Here is a 597-nt window from a genome sequence, read left to right as displayed (position 1 = left end):
TATATTAGACCGCGGCATGTCGGTAGCCGTGTCCTGCGGAATTATTTCTTTATAAGCCCGGGCTGCAAATAAGCTCACTCCCGTGAAATCTTTACTATTGAGAAGACTGTCGGCTCTTTTTAATAAAAAGTTATTATCCCACCACATGCTTGGGTCGATGGCAATATATGCGTTAAACAGGTTGGTGTGGCTGAGCAGTATATTGACAGCCGTCAGTCCTCCGAAAGAGTGGCCTGTAAGGATTTTATAATTGTCTGTTCTGTAGGAGGAATCGATACATGGAATGAGCTCTTTTTCGAGGAAACGGATAAACTGTGCGTTACCGCCGCTGTTTTTGAAAAGAGGGACGCTTTTGTCAAAATATGCTTCACGCGAGGCGGCAGTAGGGGTAAGATCTCTGGTCCGGTCGGTGTTCAGTATTCCTACCACGATTATTTGCGGAACTTTTGAATATGGCCCGTTTGCCAGGGATTGTACGATTCCGGTAACGGAATGGAAATTGGCGTCTCCGTCGAACAAGTAGAGCACCGGGTATTTAGCGGGAGCGTATTTGGCTGAAGAGTAGCCGGGCGGCAGCGATACCCAGTATTCGCGTTC

Annotated in this window: 1 protein-coding gene; it reads right to left on the bottom strand. The window is 47.4% G+C overall.

Annotation, left to right across the window (positions count from 1 at the left end):
* A partial coding sequence (locus ACNOHI_RS25220) for an alpha/beta hydrolase (RefSeq protein ID WP_420477472.1) occupies positions 1-597 on the bottom strand: 597 nt, incomplete at both ends.

The sequence above is a fragment of the Noviherbaspirillum sp. ST9 genome, from assembly GCF_048799745.1.
Taxonomy (GTDB): domain Bacteria; phylum Pseudomonadota; class Gammaproteobacteria; order Burkholderiales; family Burkholderiaceae_D; genus Noviherbaspirillum.
Note: the sequence above shows the minus strand (reverse complement) of the source record. Positions and strands in the feature narration are given on the sequence as shown.